Origin of the sequence: Bifidobacterium pluvialisilvae, assembly GCF_019331695.1 — a bacterium.
GTDB lineage: Bacteria > Actinomycetota > Actinomycetes > Actinomycetales > Bifidobacteriaceae > Galliscardovia > Galliscardovia pluvialisilvae.
On record NZ_JAHBBI010000005.1, the window covers coordinates 181336 to 199341 of the forward strand.

The 18006-nt window shown below is 61.4% G+C and carries 13 protein-coding genes; 2 read left to right on the forward strand and 11 right to left on the reverse strand.

From position 1 onward, the window contains the following. Window positions 1–31: 31 nt before the first annotated feature. The 6 genes from KIH77_RS05835 to KIH77_RS05860 all read right to left on the reverse strand — a co-directional run bounded on the left by KIH77_RS05835 (window position 32) and on the right by KIH77_RS05860 (window position 7401). On the reverse strand, window positions 32–1459 hold the full coding sequence (locus tag KIH77_RS05835; protein WP_219100152.1) for a dihydroorotase: 1428 nt from the start codon (window positions 1457–1459) through the stop codon (window positions 32–34). A gap of 68 nt (window positions 1460–1527) precedes the next feature. Further along, window positions 1528–1947, reverse strand: a complete 420-nt coding sequence (locus KIH77_RS05840) for an aspartate carbamoyltransferase regulatory subunit (RefSeq protein ID WP_219100153.1) — start codon at window positions 1945–1947, stop codon at window positions 1528–1530. Then, on the reverse strand, window positions 1947–2951 hold the full coding sequence (gene pyrB / locus KIH77_RS05845) for an aspartate carbamoyltransferase (RefSeq protein WP_219100154.1): 1005 nt from the start codon (window positions 2949–2951) through the stop codon (window positions 1947–1949). The genes KIH77_RS05840 and pyrB overlap by 1 nt, the downstream gene beginning before the upstream one ends. 153 nt (window positions 2952–3104) lie before the next feature. Continuing rightward, the gene (locus KIH77_RS05850; RefSeq protein ID WP_219100155.1) at window positions 3105–3629 is read right to left on the reverse strand and encodes a hypothetical protein; all 525 of its coding nucleotides are present in this window, start codon (window positions 3627–3629) and stop codon (window positions 3105–3107) included. 353 nt (window positions 3630–3982) lie between these two features. Further along, window positions 3983–6007, reverse strand: coding sequence for a Na+/H+ antiporter (locus tag KIH77_RS05855; RefSeq protein WP_219100156.1), 2025 nt, complete (start codon window positions 6005–6007; stop codon window positions 3983–3985). Window positions 6008–6144: 137 nt separating this feature from the next. Beyond that, window positions 6145–7401 (reverse strand): esterase/lipase family protein, encoded by a 1257-nt coding sequence (locus KIH77_RS05860; RefSeq protein ID WP_219100157.1) that lies wholly within the window; start codon window positions 7399–7401, stop codon window positions 6145–6147. A gap of 217 nt (window positions 7402–7618) precedes the next feature. Here KIH77_RS05860 and KIH77_RS05865 point away from each other — a divergent pair, with 217 nt between their 5' ends. Together KIH77_RS05865 and KIH77_RS05870 are read left to right on the forward strand one after the other, a co-directional pair. Beyond that, window positions 7619–8446 carry an aldo/keto reductase gene (locus KIH77_RS05865; protein WP_219100158.1) on the forward strand — a complete coding sequence of 276 codons (828 nt, stop codon included), beginning with the start codon at window positions 7619–7621 and terminating at the stop codon, window positions 8444–8446. A gap of 89 nt (window positions 8447–8535) precedes the next feature. Beyond that, window positions 8536–9006, forward strand: a complete 471-nt coding sequence (locus tag KIH77_RS05870) for a macro domain-containing protein (protein WP_236024505.1) — start codon at window positions 8536–8538, stop codon at window positions 9004–9006. Here the strand turns inward: KIH77_RS05870 and KIH77_RS05875 are convergent. The 5 genes from KIH77_RS05875 to KIH77_RS05895 all read right to left on the reverse strand — a co-directional run bounded on the left by KIH77_RS05875 (window position 9003) and on the right by KIH77_RS05895 (window position 17994). Then, window positions 9003–9833, reverse strand: coding sequence for a nitrilase-related carbon-nitrogen hydrolase (locus tag KIH77_RS05875; RefSeq protein WP_219100159.1), 831 nt, complete (start codon window positions 9831–9833; stop codon window positions 9003–9005). The genes KIH77_RS05870 and KIH77_RS05875 overlap by 4 nt on opposite strands. Before the next feature lie 14 nt (window positions 9834–9847). Continuing rightward, window positions 9848–12016, reverse strand: a complete 2169-nt coding sequence (brxL, locus tag KIH77_RS05880) for a BREX system Lon protease-like protein BrxL (RefSeq protein WP_219100160.1) — start codon at window positions 12014–12016, stop codon at window positions 9848–9850. 34 nt (window positions 12017–12050) lie between these two features. Then, a complete protein-coding gene (gene pglZ / locus KIH77_RS05885; protein ID WP_219100161.1) occupies window positions 12051–14753 on the reverse strand; it encodes a BREX-1 system phosphatase PglZ type A in 2703 nt (900 codons plus the stop codon). Window positions 14754–14785: 32 nt separating this feature from the next. Continuing rightward, window positions 14786–15895 (reverse strand): ATP-binding protein, encoded by a 1110-nt coding sequence (locus KIH77_RS05890; RefSeq protein ID WP_219100162.1) that lies wholly within the window; start codon window positions 15893–15895, stop codon window positions 14786–14788. A gap of 368 nt (window positions 15896–16263) precedes the next feature. Further along, a complete protein-coding gene (locus tag KIH77_RS05895) occupies window positions 16264–17994 on the reverse strand; it encodes a DUF6119 family protein (protein ID WP_219100163.1) in 1731 nt (576 codons plus the stop codon). Window positions 17995–18006: the final 12 nt, after the last annotated feature.

The window sequence follows — 18006 nt, forward strand, 5'->3', positions numbered from 1 at the left end:
TGTGAAGCGGGCGAATAGGCGGGGATACGCCCTATAGGCGGCTGAAGACGAGTTTCGAGCCGATGACGGTGGCGAGCGGACGGCCGGTGACGTCCCATCCGCCGAACGGCGTGTTGCGTGCCTTGGAGTGGAAGCGCTCGGGGTCGACCTTCCATGCGGCGTTCGTGTCGAGCACGACGAAGTCGGCGGTTTCGGGATGCTCCACCATGCTCAGGTCGAGCGTGCGGCGATTCCCGCCCCTGCCGCTCTCGTCGAGCATGGCGTCGATGTCGGCGGGCTTGTGCCCCATGAGCCGCTGCGGCGCCGTGGCCATGAGTTCGATGAGCCGCCTGTCGGAGATGTGGCCGCCGTCGACGAGCACCTTGTGGCATACGCCGTAGGCGCATTCGAGGCCGATGATGCCGTTGGGGGCCTCGAGGAAGCCGCGCTCCTTCTCCTCGAGCGTGTGTGGCGCGTGGTCGGTGGCGAGCAGGTCGACGGTGCCGTCGGCGATGGCTTCGATGGTGGCCTGCCGGTCGGCCTCCGAGCGCAGCGGCGGGTTCATCTTGGCGAGGGTGCCGTATTCGAGCAGCGCCTCGTCGCTCAGGGCCAGGTAGTGCGGTGCCGTCTCGCAGGTGATGGGCAGTCCCTCGGCCTTGGCCTTGCGGATGGCGTCAAAGGAGATGGCCGTGCTCACATGCTGGAAGTGGATGTGCACGCCGGTCTCGCGGGCCTTCTCGATGTCGCGGGCCACGATCTTCAGCTCGGTGTCCTCGGGGATTCCCGGCACGCCGAGCTTGCGGGAGACGGGGCCGTCGTTGACGGCGCCGGTGTCGTGGTGCTCGCAGTGCTCGATGAGGTAGAGTCCGGACTCCTTCGCCATGCGCAGCACGTCGTCGAGGATTTCGGGAGTGACGGCCGAGCCGTCGTCGCTGATCGCGGTGATGGGATGGTCGAGCTGGGACTGGTCCTTCTCCCCCTCGGCCACGCCGCGGATGTACCAGCGCCAGTCGTCGAGGTCGGTGGGCTCATGCCCGGCCCGTCCTTTTGACGCGCATACGCACAGGTCGTAGCGCACCGGAAGGTTCACGTCGTGGGCGGAGTCGTAGTGCTGGAGGAAGTCGATGACGTTGTCGAAGCCCTTGCCGAGCACCTCCTCGGCTCCGGGCTGCTCATGGTCCGTGACTTTCACGCCGTCCAATGCCGGCACGGTGTTCGGCATGATGAGCACGGTCGTGTATCCGCCGGATGCGGCGGCGGCCGCCCCGGAGACCATGGACTCCTTGTATGTCTGGCCGGGGTCGCGGAAATGCACGTGCGGGTCGGCGAAGCCCGGCGCCAGCGTGAGCCCCGTGGCGTCGATCTCGCCGTCGACGATGGCGTCGTCCTCCCGCAGGAGCCTGGCCCCGTCGGCTTCGGGAACCACCAGGTCGATGGCCTCGCCTGTGTTCCACACGGTGATGTTGCGCAATGTGAGCATGTGCGTTTCCTTTCACGTCGATGCGGCCGCCGGCATGTCCGTCGACGGCCGCGCCCCAGGGGACCTGACTAGAACTTGGCTTCCTCGTCGCAGTAGTCGCAGCGGTATTCCTTGCGTTCGGAGTGCACGAGGTGGAAGCGCTGCTTGATGCCGCGTTCGATGGTGGTCACGCAGCGCGGGTTCACGCAGCTGATGACGTTGGTCACGTGTTCCGGCAGGTTCGGGGTGAGCTTCTCCACGATCTTGCCGCCGTGCACCACGTCGACGGTCGCCTGTCGGGCCACGAGACCGAGCACGTCGAGGTCGATGTCCTGTTCCCCTTCGATCTTGATGATGTCCTTGGAGCCGAACTGGTGGCTGGTCGTGTTCATGATGAGCGCGAGACGCGTCGTGGCCGGGTTGATGTTGAGATAGTTGAGCACCTTCAGCGCCGTGCCGGCGGGCACGTGGTCGATGATGATGCCTTCAGTGATGCTGGTCACCTCCATCAGGCGGCCACCTCCTTCGCGTTCACCGCGTCGATGCCTTCAGGGTCGAATCCGGGCAGTTCGTCGCCCAGCACGGAGCATTCGAGCGCCATGCGCATGAGCATGCCGTTCTTCACCTGCTCGAAGTATGCGGCGCGCGGGTCGTGGTCGACCTCCACGGCGATCTCGTTGACGCGCGGCAGCGGATGCAGCACGGCCATGTCCTTCTTGGCGAGCCTGAGCTTGTCCTCGTCGAGGATGTAGGTGTCGCGCAGGCGCAGGTAGTCGTCCTCGTTGAAGAAGCGCTCCTGCTGCACGCGGGTCATGTACAGCACGTCGAGGTCCCCGATCACGGAGACGAGGTCCTTGACCTCCACGTACGTGCAGTTGTCGGTGGCGTTGATGCGGTCGATGACGTACTGCGGGGTCTTCAGCTCGTCGGGGCTGATGAGCACGAAGTTCACGTTGCCGAAGCGGCACAGCGTCTCGATGAGCGAGTGCACGGTGCGGCCGAAGGTGAGGTCGCCGCACAGGCCCACGGTCAGGTCGTTGATGCGGCCGAAACGCGACTGCAGGGTGCACAGGTCGGCGAGCGTCTGCGTCGGATGCATGTGCCCGCCGTCGCCCGCGTTGATGACGGGGATGTCCACCGCCTCGGACGCCACCAGCGCGGCGCCCTCCTTCGGGTGGCGGATGGCGACGACGTCGGCGAAGTTCGCGACGGTCTTCAGGGTGTCGGCGATGGATTCGCCCTTGCTGACCGACGACTGCTGCGCTCCGGCGAAGCCGATGACACGGCCTCCGAGACGCAGCATGGCGGTCTCGAAGCTTAGCCGCGTGCGGGTGCTCGGCTCATAGAAGAGCGTGGCGATGACCCGGCCGTCGCAGGTGTGCGAGACCAGTTTGCGATTGGCGTCGATGTACTGCGCCTTGCGCAGGAGAAGCTCGATCTGCTCGGTGCTGAGATCGTCGAGCGTGACGACGCTTTTTCCGATGAAATCCTCGCTCGGGGATAAAGATGACATGCGCGCCTTTCCGTTGCTGTTTGGATTCAGGCGGCCACAACATCGTGCGACCTAATCAAGTCTAAATTCCCATAGGGACGGAAAGGCGCGAAAGTAGGACACGCGTTGTTTATGTTGGCTTCAGCGTCCGTTCATCCGGATGGCGATGGTCCGTCAGCCCCGGTCCTCGCCTTGTCCGTCCGCGGCCTTCCTGACGGCGGCGACCTCCAGCTGGTCGAGGAAGTCGGTGAGGTAATGGATGACGCGGCGTCCGCCCGCGAGCACACGCTCGTCGACGGCCTGGTTGCGGCCTGCCTTGAGCTGGGTGACGATGCGGTCGCCCTGATGCTCGCGCCTGGCACTGAACCTGCACAGCACCACGGCGTCCTCCGGCGGCTCCTCGCAGATGGAAATGGCGTAACGGGCCACCACGGCCGCGTCGTCACGGTGGGGAAGCTGCTGGTTGATGAGCATGGCAAGCGTCTCCATGACGCGGCGCTGGCCTTCGGACGCCTTGATTTCGTCGTTGACGCGCACGGTCACCGCCACGCCGTTGAGATCCCTGGACGGCTGGTCGGCGCAGATCACCGCCTCGAGGTTCATGTCCTCGATCTCGGTGTCGGCGTCGAACGCGTAGTAGTAGCCCAGCGTGCTGAATCCGTCGGCGTCGGTAGTGGGTTTGGTTGCGTCATCGCTCATGGTCACGGCTCCTTGTTCCGGAAGAAAACGTCTACGCACAGCATACCGGATGACCGCCGGAGACGGCTGTAACGACAGAGCCTCCCTGGTCCTGCATGCGGGCCGAATGATGGCAGCGTTTTGTCGGCTTTCTCGCTCGATGCAATCGCCCGAAAGCACGCGGTGCCTTACAGCACCGCGGTCCTGTAATTACAGACTGCCTGACGGCAGCGTTCCCCTAGCCGATTTGCTCGATACAATCGCAAATCGGCACGCGGTGTCTTACAGCACCGCGTCCCGCAATTAGTGACTGCCTTCGGCAGCGCCTTGTCAGCCAATCGGCTCGATGAAATCGCCGATTGGCACGCGGTGCTTTACAGCACCGCGTCCGCTTGCATGAGGTAGACGTTTTGGCGCATCATCTTGGCCTGGCTTCGCGTGATCTCCTCCTCCTCGAGCATCTCGCGGATGGTCTCCAACTCGAGACGGAACGTCTGCGTGCGCACATCCTCGACGCCCTGCCTCGACGGCAGCGACGACAGCGTGGGCAGCGACGACGTCCTCGCATGCAGCGTGCTCAATGCGGCACGGTATTCGCCGATCAGTCGTGCGATGATCTCCGCGTTGTCCACGTCGGTGAGCACCTCGTCCTTCAGATGCCCGATGGTCGCCTCGAACAGTTCGATTTGGATGCTGCGCATCATATCGGTCTTGTGCGGGTCCAGTCCGGGTGTCACACGGGCCAGCACGGCCCAGATGCGACGCAGCAGAATCATGGCCTGACGACGCGGCTTGGCCTGACGAATCTGGATGTGGTGGCCGCCCGAACCGGTCAGATGGTTGAGCGAGCTGTTGAGTCGGGTGATGAGCTGCTCGGCGGCCTCCTCCTTCTCGGGATGCTCCTCGAGCAGGTTGTTCAGCCATTCGCGCTCCCACTCGAGCGTCGCCACACGCACCTTCTGCTCGCGTTTGATGGTCTCCTGCGGCACGGCGAGCTTCACGCGGTCGATGCGTTCCGTGTAGGAGTGCATGACGGCGCGGACCTCCTCATGCGTCTCCGGGCTGTCGAGTTCGGCGATCTTCGTGAGCGTGCGGCGCAGCATCTCCACGTTGTCCTTCGCGTACTCCTCGCCCATCACGTCGTCGTCGCGGGGCGCGAGCATCGGCAGGATGATGTTCGCCAGCACCAGCGACACCACGATGTATCCGGAGACGATGAACAGCAGGGCGCTGCGCAGGGGGATGTGCGTGGCCTCGTCGATGCCGTTGGGCAGCGTGAACGCCAACGCCAGCGAGATCGTGCCCTTGGGTCCGCCGAACGTCATGACCAGGGCGCTGTGAATGCGGTCCCGCGTCAGCTTGCGGCGCTTGTGCGTGGCACGGTCCTTGGTGACGCGCAGCATGACCAGCATCCACAGGAACCTGATGACGAGCGACACCACGGTGAGCACGAGCACTGCCAGCACGAGCATCCCACTGCTCACCGATTCGTTCTGCCAGCTGGACCGCATGGCGATGGGCAGCTCGAGGCCGAGCAGCACGAACACGGCGCCGTTGAGCGTGAACTCGATGAACTGCCATACGGAGTTGGACACGAGGTTCGTACGCGCGATGTCGCTGCCGAACCCGTATCGCTGGAAGGTGATGAGCAGACCCGCGGCCACGACGGCCAGCACCCCGGAGACGTGGATGTGCTCGGCCGCCACATATGCGGTGAAGGGGATGAGCACCTCGATGCCGATGCGCAGGGTCATGGTCTCCATGCGGTAGCGCCGAAGAATCAGCACCAGCCGGTTGAACAGAACCCCGGCCACGATGCCCACGGCGACGCCGCCGAAGAAGCTTGCGGTGATGCCTTCGGCGAACTGGGAGATGGAGAACGTGCCGGTCAGCGCGGCGAGGCACGCGAACTGGAATCCCACGATGCTGGCCGCGTCGTTGAACAGGCTCTCGCCACGCAGCACGTTCAGCTGGCGTTCCGTCAGCTTCGCCTCCTTGCTCAGCGAAGCCACGGCAACGGCATCGGTCGGGCCGAGCGCGGCGCCGAGGGCGAGCGCCGCCGCAAGCGGCACGGCCGGCCACAGCACGTGCAACGTCACGCCGGAGACGACCAGCGACACCAGCACAAGCCCGATGGCCAGGGACAGGGACGGGCCGAGGTCCTTGGCGACCTCGCGCCGGGGCACGTTCCTGGCCTCGAGGAACAGCAGCGGCGCGATGAACAGGACCATGAACAGCTGGGGGTCGAGTTCGAGGTTCGGCAGGAACGGCGTGAAATACCACGCCACGCCCAGCGCGATCTGCACAAGCGGCGTGGACACGCGCGGGATGAAACTGCTCAGGGCCGAGGAGATCAGCACCACAACCAGGATCTCGAGCACCAGGGTAAGTTGGGCCATACGGCGGGGACCCTTTCTTCTCTCATATTGACAAAACCTAATCAGAATGCTAGCAGTCGGACGTTCGTTCATAACGACGCATTCTTTACCGGCGTATTACGCCCCCTCAACGTCTCCCGTCGCCGTCCGCACGTCGGTCACAGCCCCGCCCGTTTGAGCTCCGAGACGAGTCCGACATAGAATTCACGCACGTCGAACCCGGCGATGTTCTCCCGGTTGAGGTCGATCATGTCGGCGTGCGATATTCCCCTCTTGCCGTTCGGCTCCAGCCATATGAACCGCCTGCCCCAGGGGAACGACGGCTTGGCGACCAATCCGTCGTTGGGGCCGTCGAACCATTTGACCAATGGATATGTGAAGTTCAGGGGGAACTTGCCGGTCGTCGCATGGGCGAGACGCGATCCGACGCTTTGGCAGAGGATGCCGGGGAACGGTTCGAGGCCGATCTGCCGGTTGATGCGTTCGCAGCCGGTCTGGGTAAGGTCCCGTACGGCGGCCATGAAGTCGGGGCTTGTGTCGCCGAGCCGTGAGGCCGCCGCGTTGTAGGCGTGTTCGACCTTGCGCTGGGCGGATTCCGGAATATGGCCGAGCAGATAGTCGGCGAAGCCGCAGCCGCGGTGGGGCGTGTTGATGGTGGTCAGCGAGGCCACCCATTGCCCGACGCCGCAGCGCGCGATGGCGTATCGCATGTCGAGTCCGCCTTTGGAGTGGGCGATGACGTTGACCTTGCCGCAGCCGGTTTGTCCGATGATGTCGCGAATGCGTGCGGCGAGTTCGGCGGCGCTGTCCTCCACCGAGGCGGCGGACTGGTGTTCGCCGTAGAAGATGCGGGCTCCGTTGCGTTCCAGTTCGGCGGGTATGCGCCCCCAGTAGTTCAGTGCCTCGGTGTCGCGGAAGAACACGCCGTGCACGAGCAGTATCGGGTAGCGTGTGGCGCACACCCGCGCCGTTTCACGCCTCCGGTCGAGTGTGTTCTTGGCCGTCTCGAACCGCACCTCCTCGGCGACGGTGCGGATGATGAGCCGCAATGCGACGAGGTTCGCGATGGGAATCCATCCGCACAGGATGCCGATGACGCGGATCTTCAGGCCCAGCTGCACCGACGTGAGGTAGACGGCGATGATGCCGGCCCAGAACACGACCGATTCGACCAGTGCAAACGCGCCCAGTGCAACGGCCCATGGCACCCAATGGTCCGGGATGGCGAGGACCGCGGTGACGATGAAGGCGAGTCCTCCCAGCAGGACGGTCCACCAGAAGACGCGCAGCATGGCCACGCCGAACCGGCAGACGGCGATGCGCCGGCCGGCGCCTCCTCCCCTGTTCCCAGTGTTCGTTCCGCCGTCGAATCCCTCACGCCCGCTGCCGCCGGCAGCCCGTCTCACGTTGCTCATGTCTCCATTGCACCACTGGCCATACACAACACGGACCGTAACGTCCACAATCGCATGGTGGAATCATCATACGATTACTAAACATCATGTCGTCCAGTGTTTTTCCTTGTTTTTTCCGACGATTTTCAGCGTTCGGTAACGTAATGTCCATCAAGTACGGGGGCCTTCTCCTACAATGGGCGGTGGGAAATCAATCATTCATGGACAGCGAGGTGTCATGGCAATTCAATCGACGATCACATTGAACAACGGCACGGTCATCCCCCAGGTCGGTCTGGGCGTGTTCCAGACGCCGGACGGCGACGTCACCGTCAACGCCGTGCGGACGGCGCTGGAGGCCGGCTACCGGCATATCGACACGGCGATGATCTACCGCAACGAGGCCTCGGTCGGCGAGGGCGTCCGCCGTTCCGGCGTCCCCCGCGAGGACATCTTCGTCACGACGAAGCTGTGGAACGACGACATCCGCGCGCATCGGGCGAAGGACGCGTTCCAGGAGAGCCTCGACCGGCTCGGCATGGACTATGTCGATCTGTATCTCATCCACTGGCCGGCGGACGGCTGGCAGCAGGCGTGGGACGACATGCAGGAGATCTACGCGTCCGGTCGTGCGAAGGCCATCGGCGTAAGCAACTTCCATGAGCATCATCTCGACGAACTGCTGAGGAACAGCGATGTGACGCCGGCGGCCGACCAGGTCGAATCCTCCCCGCAGTTCCCCAACCAGCCGCTCATCGATACGTTGCATGCCAAGGGCATCGCGGCCGAAGCATGGAGTCCGCTCGGCGGCACCGGCGGCAGTCTGCTTGCCGCGCCCGCCCTGGCCGAGATCGGCGCGCGATACGACAAATCGCCGGCGCAGGTGGTGATTCGCTGGCATATCCAGCGCGGCGTGGTCGTGCTGCCGAAGTCCACGCACGCCGAACGCATCAGGCAGAACCTCGACGTGTTCGACTTCACGCTCTCCGCAGCGGACATGGCCGCCGTCGACGCGTTGGCCACCGGCAAACGCAACGGTTCCGACCCGGACGATTTCTCGTTCTGAGCCATTCCGTCCCGGCCTTCCCGCAGGCCCCGCCAAGGGGCCTGCCCCAAAACCCATCTCCGAGGAGACAATCGCAAAGGAGCGGTTCCATGTCGTTCGCCACGGTCCGTCAGGACATCACCACCATGAAGGTCGACGCCATCGTCAACGCGGCCAACACCCGGCTGCGCATGGGAGGCGGCGTCTGCGGCGCGATCTTCCGCGCGGCCGGCGCCGAGAAGATGCAACGGGCCTGCGACCGGCTCTCCCCCATCGAGACCGGCCAGGCCATCGCCACCACAGGCTTCGGCCTGCCCGCGCATTACGTCATCCATACGGCTGGCCCCATCTGGCATGGCGGCGACCACGGCGAGGAGCGTCTGCTGCGCGACTGCTACCGCAATTCGCTGGTGCTCGCCGACTCGCTGCATTGCGCCAGCATCGCCTTTCCCCTGATTTCCAGCGGCATCTACGGGTATCCGAGGGATGAGGCGCTCAATGTGGCCGAGGATGAGATTCGTTCCTATCTTGCCGAGACGCCGTCGACGGGCATCGACGTGTATCTGGCGCTGTTCGGCTAGCGCAGCACCGGGTCGGCGAAGCGGCGGTTGACGAGCACGGGCAGGCTCACCCTCGCCGAACGCAATACGTTCCGATGCAGTCCGGCGGTGATCATGCCGGGTTGCGCCCCGACGTTCGCGACCGTCTCGCCCAACGGGTCGATGATGCGACTCAGGCCGATGTTCTGCCCGCTCACCTCGCTGCACGCCAGCACATAGCAGGTGTTCTCCACCGCGCGGGCGGCGGCCATGAGCGCCCAATGCCGCTCCTTCAACGCGCCACGCACCCATGCGGCACTGACCGTGATGACGTCGGCGCCCCGTACGGCCAGCGAGCGCGCGGTTTCGGGGAACCGCACGTCGTAGCAGGTCATGACGCCGATCTTCCAGCCGTCGACGTCGACGATGGGCGGCAGGGAATCGCCTGGCGACACGGTGTCGGATTCCTTTTCCGAGAACGCGTCATAGAGATGCAGCTTGCGATACGTGGCGACGATGTCGCCGCCGCGGATGGCGAGAAACGTGTTGGCCACGCGGCAATCGTCGCCGATTGTTCCGTTCCGTCCGCCTTCATGCACCGGCACGTGCACGGTGCCCATGAGCGTGACGCCGGTCTCTTGGCTGATGCCCCGCAGCCCCGTCACGAACGGCCCATCCAGCGGCTGCGCGTGTTCGGCGACGAACACGCCGTCGCCTCCGTCGCGTGCGATGAGCCCCTCGGGCAACACCAGCAGCCGTGCGCCGGCCTCCTCGGCCCGCCGCGCATAATCCCGTATCGTCGCCAGATTGGCGTCCGGCTCGGGCCCCACGGTGAACTGCGCCACCGCGACCGGCAATACGTCGTTCATGATGTCACCCTCCGTCACTGGTCTGTGCGGCTGTAGTTGACGGTGAAGTCCTTGCTCACCGGCCGTATCTGGGGCATACGCAGCAGTGGGCTGAACCAGCTGGTGTCGAACCGCTGGTAGATGTCGAGCCCCTTGCCCAGGTCGATGATCCAGCCGGTGTCGGTTTTAATGAATCGGTCGTGGATGTTGTCCTTGAATTCGTAGGTGAGTATGATGCCGTAACGTCCGTAGTTGGTTTGCACCGTTTTCAGATCATCAAGCTGCTGCTCCGTGACTGGGCCGTTGCCTCGCTCCTGGTCGGTGATGAGATGGACCTGGATCTCCTCGGACCGGTCGGAGGACCGCAGCACGGTTTCGAGAAATTCAGCGAGGTTGCGGACCTGATAGGGCTTGCGCACATATGGGTCGCAGACCTCGATTCGTTTCGCCCCGACGAGCCAGGGGCCGAACAGTTTGTCGTAGCCCGCACCGATCTGGCCTTCCTTGTATTCCCTGCGCCCGGGTTTCGCCTGGAGGGCGAGCAGTTCAAGACGTGAGAGCCGCGATTGGCGCGCGGGCGCTGCGGCGGAGGCTCCGGAGGAGACGGGGCCCGCATCCCCCGGCTCCCTTGTTTTCGTCTCCTCTGATTTCGGTTCGGCGGATTCCGTCTCGGAATCGGCTTTGCCCGGTCTGCCGCGCCAGTACAGTTCCGGATATTCGGTTTCTTCCAGCGTATGCACGGGAACCTGTTCGCCCGAGCCGACTCTCGTGTATGAGAAGTCCACTTCGGCCATGGTGGGGTCTATGCGGCACAGCTGGTCCTTGACGCGTTTGCGCCCTTCGATGGCGCAGCGCAGCAGCGTCTCCATTTCCTCCGGCGTGGCCTTGCCTGTCGGGTGGACGAGTTCCATCAGTCCGGAGAATGTCTTGCGGATGCCGTCCTTGTCTCGTGTGGACAATGTCGGCGACAAGGCGAAATACCGTTCGTATGCCCCGCCGTAGTCCACGTCCCGTAGGTTGTGCAGCATCTCGGCCAGATAGTCGACCACGAACCCGTATCCGCGGGTGAACATCTCACCGCGAATCTGCTCGAACTCCCAGCCGGGCACGTAGTAGTGGATGCGGTCGAGGAACGCCGCATCGTGGTACTGCCTTGGCAGCTCCTCGAACAGGTCGGAGTTCTTGAGCATGTAGGGCACGTTGTGCGACGTGTTGCCGACGAACACCATGGACGCCTCGCCCTGCAGCGTCTCCACGCCACGGGAGAACGATTTGTTGGCCATGTAGTTCTTCATGATGTCGACGAGCGCCTTGTCGGCCCGTTTGGCCTTGCCCGCGAACTCGTCGAACGCGACCGTGTCCCAGTATCCGACCAGTCCGATCCTGCCGCTGGCGTTGTTGACGAACAGTTTCGCCGCCGTCACCTCGCCGCCGGAGATGAGCATGCCATGCGGCGAGAACTCCGAGTAGATGTGGGATTTTCCGGTTCCCTTGGGACCGAGTTCGACGAGATTGTAGTTGCGTTCGACGAACGGGACCATACGCACCAGATGCAGCAGTTTGGCACGGGTGCCGAACAGTTCGGGGTCGAAGCCGATGGACTGCATGAGCAGGTCGATCCACTCGTCCGTCGTGAACCGCGCCCGCATGGCGAGATAGTTCTCCCTGTCGTCATGGGACATCTGCACGGGCGCCAGCTTCTGCAGCCGCCACGGCACCTCATGCGGATCGCCCGAATACGCGTAGCCGAGCGTGCACATGCACCACACGCCCGAAACCAGCAGCTTCGGATTCTTCTTCACGGTCGCCGAATCGACGACCACCTCGCTGATGCCGAGATTGGAGAACGCGGCCTCATACCGGTCGTATTTCTCGTTCAGCGCCACCTGGACCCGGTCGATGATGGAGTAACGGCCACGCTCACGGATTCGCGATTGGATGAGATTCGCCTCCTCACGGTGAACATAGTTCTCCGCGAGGATCCTGCGCACGCTGTCCATGCCGCCTTCGATGCTTACGGCATCGGCGGTAGCCGCGTATTTACCGATAAGATATTCGAGCACATATGAAGGAACCGGCGCGTTCCCCTTGATTGCGCCGACCAGGTCCTTGCGCACCACGCATCCGGGAAACGTCTCGACGATCTTGTGGTCGAGCTCGGACCCGTTTGCCGAAGTCGTCGCACTGTCTTCCGTTTTCGTCATATATCCACCTTCATTCCGCAGGCTTCATGTCCCGTCAGAAGTCGAATCCGTCGTCGGCGAAGAGACTGCGTTTGAGCAGATAGTCGGCCTTCTGTTCCAGCATACGCCGCTGGTTGCTGCCGGCAATCCGCTCGGACAGACGCAGCTCCACCATCGTGTCGTTGAACCGGTCGGCCTCGCTCGTCAGCAGGAACGTCGCCGCCACATGACGGTCACGCGCCTCGGGGCTTTCGGACCGGAACGTCAGCGGCACCTCGTTGGAGATCGGCACCGCCTCGCCGCCGCCGACGCCATACAGTCCCGCGAACACGGTGCGTTGCGCCACTTTGTCGCCCACCGGCTCGGTCTGCTGGAACTCCACGGTCAGCTGGCCGGTGGTGATGCGGTCGGTCCGTTGCAGAATACGGAACTCGACGGGTCTGACGTCCTGCGCCGCCGACCGTCCCTTGCTGATGCGCACGACCGGCACGACGATCTCCTGCAATGAGGCGCCCCCATGCACGTACCGTACGCCGCCGCCCTGTTTCCGCAGCCGATGGATGGAGACGGGCACCTGCACGCTCACGCCTTCGCCGGCGGCGTCCTCGATCCCGAGCTGCGAAGCCGTGAACGTGGTGAACGAGGGGGATTCGGCCAGATTGGAGCCGATGACGAACCGTCGTTTGCGCTGCCATACCGCATCGCCCTTCGGCTGTTCGCTCAGCCATTCGCCATCGGCCACGTCATGGTCCTGGTACAGGAACCCATGGTCGGCGGTCACGATCATGTTGGTCACATTCGCGTTCGCCAGCTTCTTCACGATGCCGTCCAGTTCGACGATGGCGCGCTCGCAGGCGCCGAATGTGGCCGCCTCATCGCCTTCGCCGGCATGGTCGATCGTGTTATGGAACACGTACAGCACCTTATGTGATTTCACCAGTTCGCGGGAACCCTCCCGGTTGAGCCCCATCAGCGTTTCGTCATCCACCGCCGCTCCCCCGACCTTCGCGAGGATGGCGTTCCTGTTTCCCATGCCCTGCGACGGCATGCCGTCGACCAGCACGGAATAATGGTCGTTCGTGCTGAACGCCAGCGTCTTGTGCGGCAGCAGCGCGGCCATGCCCAGTTGCGTGTATGAGGGCAGCACGCCCAGCTGGGCTTCGACCGTCGCGTTCCAGCGGTTCTGCGAGCGCATCCGGTCGGCGAAGGATTGCGCCACCTCGTATCGCAGCGCATCGGAGATGATGATGGCGATCTTCCTGCCGCCGTCCACGGTCTTGCGCACATGCTTCCGGTAGAAGTCCTGTTGCGCCGGAACATCGTCGATGCCCCAATGGTCAAGCCGGTCGATCTGCCGTTGCCAAGTCTCACCAAGCCGGGACTGGAACCGCGAATACCGTAGTTCCAGATCATCGCGGATGGCCGATGCCTCCGCGCGCCTGCCCTGCCGCTTCCATGCGCGGATGAACTCACGATACGCCTGGTCGGCCTGGTACAGGCGTTGCGCATACATGGAGAATCCCCGCCCGGGCGAGTCGATGTCGTCGATGATCCCCTCACCTTCGTCGAGCATGGCGCGAAGCCGGCTTGCCGCGCCGATGGCCTCGTAGTCGATCCGATAGTCGTCGTACCAGATGTGGGGCGTGCGCTCGCGGATGATGGCCTGCACGTCGTCGTCCGCTATCGTCTCGTTGCCGATCTCCTGGTACAGCAGGGTCACGATCTGTTCGTCGACTTCGCTGAACAGGGAGCGTCGGACGAGTTTCTTCAATGGCATCGCGACGATGTCGCGGCTGAGCATGAGTTCGTCGAACACCTGTTCGGAGAGTTGTTTGAACGTGTCGGTGAAGGTGCGGTCGTTGCGCCAGCCTTCGAAATCGCGCCGGATGTTGGCGTATCGGTCGGGGCCGGCGTCGCCGTCGGAGAAGTCGTTCCATGCGAGCTTGAACAGCCATAGCACGAAGTCCTTGACGGTCGGTACGCTCCCGCTCCCGCCGGCGGGAGCCGTCGTCAAAGACGACTGAGGGTGGATGGGCGCTTCGGACTCCTCGTATGCCGCATACCGGTATATGCCGGTGGTCCCCTTCCAATGGAATTCCAGCAGTCCTGCCTTGCGGATGCTTTCGATGCCGCTGTCGTCGTCTTCGGCGTATTGTTCGAGCAGCCGTCGCCAGATGTCCTGCAGGCTGTTGCGTCCGACCGGCAGGTTGAGCAGTACGGCGATCATCTTCGCCTGCATGGTTCGCGCGTCGTCGTCTGCGCTCATGCGTTCGGCGAGCGTGTTCACGTCGCCGTCATCGTCGAAGAACGGTTTGGTGCGCCGCATCACGTCGAGCCATGCGTCGCGGGTCTCGCTGCCGGCGTCCTTGGGCATGGTCTCGTTGAGGATGAGCATGAGCCGGTCGGCGGAGAATACGGGGCCGTAGGCAAGTTCAAGGTCAAGCAGCCAGTTGTGTTCGTCGTCGGGATGCCGGTTGCCGGGTTCGGCGGCGTTGCGGTAGATGAGGAACTTGGTATCGGGCTGTTCGCGCAATACCCGGTATTTCACGCCGAATGGGTTGGCGTTGGTGAGTCTGATGAGCTCCACATCGCGTAGTGCGGCGCTCGTCGCCGTTGGCCCGATGAGCGTTTCCACGGTGTCGGCGTAGGCGCCTTCGTCATCCTCCCAGAACACGATGCGCCCCTCGCCGCTCTCGGATTCGGCGTATTTGCCGAATCGTGCCGCCAGCAGTGAACCCAGCTGTTTGTTGCCACCCATGTGCGATCCTCTTTCGTTTCCTGGTCGTCCGGTCATGCCGCGGTCCGTCGGAGATATTCCCGGAGGAACGGCACGGCGAAATCGACTTCGCCGCGTTCCGTCTCCCGGATCACGTACGCGTCGAGCAGACGTTTGCGATAGGTGGCGGCGTAGTTGGCGCTCTTGCCCATGCGTTCGGCCACCTCCGCCGTGGATACGGCGCCATCGGACGGTGCCATCGCCTCGAGGTATTCCCGGTCCTTTGGAGAAAGGCCGTGGAGTTCGGGAATGCAGACGGCGTTGTCGAGGTCGGTTCTCGCCTCGGATATGCCGCCGTGAACATCCTCGTCGTCGATGACGTCGGATTCCCTCATGTCGGCCGCATCCCAGATATGGTAGCCGACCAGTTGAATCATGTACGGGTATCCGGAGGTCGCCTCGGCCGCCGTCCGCAACTGCTCATCGGTGATGGTCATGCCCGAGGCCGTGAAGGTCTCGGCGAAGGCGTCCCGGACCTCGTTGACGGGAATGTCGGCGAGCACGTTCGTCCTCGCCCGGCGCAGGAAGGTGATCACCTCATCGTTGAACAGGTCGGAGACCATCTGCGGCAGTCCGGCGAACACGATGGCGATGTTGCGGCGCTCGCGGATCTGATGCTGGATGGCCGTGGCCATGGCGATCATGTCGGAACGTTCCGCGGCCTGCGTCTCGTCGATGGTGATCAGCAGGCCGGCATGGCGTTTTTCCAATGCTTCCAGCCGCCCGGACATGGCCTTGCGCAACGTTTCGGGCATGCGTTTCGGCGAGAGTTCCGCCTCGCCCAGGCTGATGCCCGCTCCGGCGAAGTTCACCGATGGTTTGATGGTGAAATGGTCCAGAACAGAATCCTTGGAGCGCAGTTCGTTGACCAGCCGCTCGCACAGGCCCTCCGACGCGGTTTCCTCGATGACGTCCCATTTGCGGGCGCGCGCCCTGTCGCCGAACACGGTGAGCATAACCGTCTTGCCGGTTCCTCGCGCTCCGGTTATCAGCATGATGCGTCCGGGGGCTCCCACGCCGTTGTCGAGCCCTTTCTCGAAATCGCGGATGACCCTCTTGCGTCCGATGAGCAGCGGCGGCTCCCCACCGGCCGTCGGCTTGAACGGGTTCTCCTTGGCTCGCATGGCGGCGCTCCTTCCCTGCATCGGCCTTGATTCATCCTGAAATCAAAACTATCAAAAGAATCAAAAATTTCAAAAGAGCCAAAACCCATTCAGTCGCACATCACCATCCAGCACGGACGAGACCGAGGCACGATAGACATTGATTACGTAAATCAGTATCACTACCAAGGAACTTTCGAATAGCCCTGCTTCATCCGTTCGATGGTTTGCCCATCGGCAATCTGCCTAGTGAAGTGATTTCCACCGGTCATCGTAAATGGCGATATAGATGCTGGAATGGTCGATGTAGTTTCGATGCACCACCGCATTGACGATGAGCGCAATGGCATCGGGTGGTATTTCATACACCTCCTACCGATATGCGCCAATCACTGACACGGAATCCAATTTAATTGGAGTTCCAAATTCATACGTTTCAGCTGTCTTCTAACAGCGGCTAATGCAACTTTGCTGAAAAACGGCAAGTTCGGCTTACCGGTCTTACGCTCTTTCACTATGCCAAATATGACTTTTGAGATGGAATGCTTTCCGGGCCCCGAATGTGATGGAAGGAGAAATTCTCCAGCAGGGAGGCCATAATCGTTCGCTGCTTCTTTGATTTTTTCATTAGCTACTGCTATAAAACCATCTCCATCAACTTCAAGAGATGCGGCAACGAGACCTTGGTTAAACAAATGGCTCATTGCCGACGACCCAGAACATCGTTTAATATGAATTCGCTCTCCAGAATCAGAAAGAATATCGCACAGTTCTTCCCTGCTGTTCTTTCCACTGCCATAAGGAATCAAACGACGATCCATCAGCAAATATCGTTTCTCAGTTTCAGACTCGTTTAGCTTTTTCTGAGCCTCGTAATTATATCGAGCCTCATGCGACAGCTTCTTCTCTGTATTGTTCTCATAAACTGACACAGCTTCTTCCTCAGAATTGTACTCTTTCAAATACGGAATAAAAGCTGTATCAGATGGCGCAATAGACCTATATTCTTCTTCGATTTGCTGTACATAATCCTGCGCAATTTCATACCACTTACCCGCAGTGACGCAATAATTCTTTCCGTTGTTTAAACGAAGTTCTCCAACTAAACATGAAGCAGCAGACCACGACTGGATTTCATTTCCACTGCGTGCATCAACCGCGGAAATCTTCTTCGACCGCAATTGCCTATATGACTCAAGTTTCTTATGAAAGGTTGCGAGAACCTCTTCCATAAGGATATCCTCGTGTAAGGGAAGCTTGCCTTCGCTGTCTTTTCTTTCACCGTAATATCGGAATCCTGCTACATCTTCCCAGTTCAACACATCTGGGACGGTCATCCACAAATCACTCGTCACACTGGCTTTTTCTTTACCGGATGTAATAATCGCAATGGCTTCTTTCCAAAGGCGCTTTTCCATCTCAGGATTATTCACCGAGGCAATGTTATCTATCCAATCAAAGTTTTTCCGATATCGGTCACTTCGATATAGATCATATACTTTTACCAAAAAAGAGCCCACCGTATTTACATTCACGAGTTTAGTCATCGACAATGAATCAGAGCCGGAGACGGTCCCCTCCAATAAATCGCCATCTTTGCCCTTGGCAGTCGTCGCGCTTAACAGGCTACGCTGCACATCAAGAGAAAACTCCTCAATCGAAGATGCTCTTGGCATCTGTTCACTTGAGCGTCGCGCGCTGCCAGACACATCAGTAAACTTGATGGTTCTCAGCGCATTCTCGTCCACGGAATTAAGCACACATTTCAAACCGAAACGTTCTTCACAAACTTCCCTATTTAGAAAAGATCTCCCATATCCAAATGTGATTGCAAAAAAACGTCGACACATTGTTTCTCCACAGGGGATGGAAACTGGTACGGTCAGAACTGCTCCCAGACTCGAAATTGTTAAAGAATCGTCCCCTGAAATAGACGAAGAAAAGAAGCTCAACAGCCAATCTGGTTTATGATCATCGTTCCTACGCACATGTAATTCATATCCGCTAGGCATTTCATCAAGCTGAATCGCGGGAACATTTTTATCAACGATGTCGTTTGGAGATACTCCTTCTTTAATTAAAAAGATAGACATTTTGGTCTTTTTCGGCAGCTTTACCATAGTTTCCTCTCC